Annotated in this window: 4 protein-coding genes; all 4 read right to left on the bottom strand. The window is 32.9% G+C overall.

Features of this window, described 5'->3' with window-relative positions; genetic code table 11:
* The coding region (locus RMN92_RS04665) for a methylmalonyl-CoA mutase family protein (RefSeq protein ID WP_309608304.1) at positions 1 to 902 on the bottom strand (902 nt) is incomplete at its 3' end.
* A 68-nt stretch (positions 903 to 970) separates the two neighbouring features.
* Positions 971 to 1,261, bottom strand: coding sequence for a type II toxin-antitoxin system RelE/ParE family toxin (locus RMN92_RS04660; protein ID WP_309608303.1), 291 nt, complete (start codon positions 1,259 to 1,261; stop codon positions 971 to 973).
* The gene (locus RMN92_RS04655; protein WP_309608302.1) at positions 1,251 to 1,484 is read right to left on the bottom strand and encodes a hypothetical protein; all 234 of its coding nucleotides are present in this window, start codon (positions 1,482 to 1,484) and stop codon (positions 1,251 to 1,253) included. The genes RMN92_RS04660 and RMN92_RS04655 overlap by 11 nt, the downstream gene beginning before the upstream one ends.
* Before the next feature lie 44 nt (positions 1,485 to 1,528).
* The coding region (locus RMN92_RS04650) for a methylmalonyl-CoA mutase family protein (RefSeq protein ID WP_309608301.1) at positions 1,529 to 2,479 on the bottom strand (951 nt) is incomplete at its 5' end.

The raw sequence follows: 2,479 nt of genomic DNA, 5'->3' as shown, positions 1-2,479 counted from the left end.
AATGATTTTTCGTCTTTTGGATTGAATTGTTTGACGAGTTTTGCCCAAATCATTCTGGCAGCTCTCATTTTGGCAATCTCCATAAAATGGTTCATTCCAATTCCCCAGAAAAAGGATAGGCGAGGTGCAAACTCATCGATTTTCATACCAGTTGATAAACCAGTTTTTATATATTCTAATCCGTCGGCTAAAGTGTAGGCAATTTCAATATCGGCTGTAGCTCCGGCTTCTTGCATGTGATAACCTGAAATAGAAATCGAATTAAATTTCGGCATTTTTTTGCTAGTAAATTCAAATATATCTGCAATGATTTTCATGGATGGTGTTGGCGGATAGATATAGGTATTTCTAACCATAAATTCTTTGAGAATATCATTTTGAATTGTACCAGAAAGTTGCTCGGCTTTTACACCTTGTTCTTCGGCAGCTACGATATAAAAGGCTAGAATTGGTAAAACTGCACCGTTCATTGTCATTGAAACTGACATTTCATCGAGCGGAATTTGGTCAAACAATACTTTCATATCTTCGACCGAATCTATGGCAACGCCTGCTTTTCCTACATCGCCCACAACACGTTCATGATCTGAGTCGTAACCGCGGTGCGTTGGTAAATCGAAAGCTATTGACAATCCTTTTTGCCCAGCAGCTAGATTACGGCGGTAAAAAGCGTTGCTTTCTTCGGCGGTTGAAAATCCAGCATATTGACGAATGGTCCAAGGTCTTCGCACATACATCGTAGCATAAGGTCCGCGAAGATTGGGTGTGAATCCTGCTCCAAAATCAAGGTGTTCGAGATTTTCGATATCTTGTTTGGTATAGGTTGATTTTAGTTCAATTCCTTCAGCAGTAATAAATGCTTCCTCTACTGTGCTTCGATTTCGCTCAGCATAAACTGGAATGACATTTTTGCTAGAATTTTGTAATGTAATATGTTGGATGTTTTTTCTCAATTTTAATCAAAATTTATTTAAAATATGTTTAACTCTCCATCTCTTGATGAATGATAGATGGCTTCAATGATGATAACATTATTTAAAATTTTGTAATGAATTAAATATGGAAAATCAGATAAAAGTTTAACTCTTACATCATCATATCTTATTTGGAATAATAGTGGATTCTTTTTTATAACGGACAAACTTTCTTTGAATGAATTATAAAATCTTTCTGATAAAATTGGGTTTATGCTTTTGTACCAATTGAAAGATTTTTTATATTCTATTTTAGCATCATCAATAATTACAATTTTATAACTCATTTTCTAATTCTTTTAAAAAATCATCAATGTTAGTTACATCTTTAGGATTTTTTAAATATTTGTCATGTCGTTTCCTAACTTCATCAATTTGCCACTGAGGAATTTCATACTGTTTTGAAGAAGGCATAATAATTACTTCAACTTCCTCGGCGAGGAAATTGTCAGGCAAAGTAATTTTGAATGAATGATTTTTTACTTTTACAGTTTGTCTTATCGCTTCCATAACTTATAATTTATTGATGTAAATATAAACTTTATTTCTGAAATTTATTCTAATGAAATTCTTTCCTGCTCCAATTTCTCAGCCAATCTTTTTTCAATAATAGGTGTGATTAAAGTTTTTCTTGGCTTTATTTTTACGAATGGGAAAAGTTCTAAATCGTTTTTCATTTTGTCGTTTTTGTTCGGATATTTATTGGTTCCTAGTAAAACTTCTTTGCCTGAGTCGAACAAATCTTGTTCTTTTTGGGCACTTTCTTGTATTTTTTTCTGGATATTTCCTTCTTTGAGTTGTTTGATTAATCCACCGTTGGCTTCGATTTCTTTAAATAATGACAATGCTTTTTCTGCCAATTGGGTGGTTAAACTCTCGATATAATAAGTTCCATCGGCTGGATTATTAACAACATCAAAATAGCTTTCGTGTTTGAGAACTAGTAATTGGTTACGAGATATTCTATCGCCAAACTCATTGTCTTTATGATAAATAGCATCGTAAGCCAAATTTGAAATGGCATTTGCACCGCCCAAAATAGCACTCATACATTCTGTCGTGGAGCGCAACATATTGGTATTATAATCGTATAATGTTTTGTTGCGTTTTGTAGGAGTTACGATAATATGACAGTCTAGATTATGATTGTATTCTTTTGCTAATGTGTTGAAAAGTAATCGTAACGCTCTCAATTTTGCTATTTCGAAAAAATAATTGGTGCCAACCGAAACTTCAATTGTTATAGGTTGATTTATTACTTTTATTTGATTAAAATATTCGTTTATGTGTGCCAATGTGTAAGCCAATTGTTGCACCATATTGGCTCCAGCATTTTGATAAATATTGGCATTTATATTAACGAATGAAATATTTTTGCGTTCAGCTGATACAGAATTTAAAACTTCAAAGTTGTCTTTTTCTGCCGATTCAAACCAGTTTCCATCTGTAATTAATTGGTGAATTGGATCTACTTGAATATGGATTATACCATTTTTTGAAAGTGC

Origin of the sequence: Flavobacterium sp., from assembly GCF_031363805.1 — a bacterium.
Classification (GTDB): Bacteria; Bacteroidota; Bacteroidia; order Flavobacteriales; family Flavobacteriaceae; genus Flavobacterium.
This window is presented reverse-complemented; position numbering and strand designations above follow the sequence as displayed.

Bases quoted from the DNA above. Each gene is read 5' to 3' on its own strand.
- RMN92_RS04655 (WP_309608302.1), bottom strand. From the start codon at position 1,484: ATGGAAGCGATAAGACAAACTGTAAAAGTAAAAAATCATTCATTCAAA.
- RMN92_RS04660 (WP_309608303.1), bottom strand. From the start codon at position 1,261: ATGAGTTATAAAATTGTAATTATTGATGATGCTAAAATAGAATATAAA.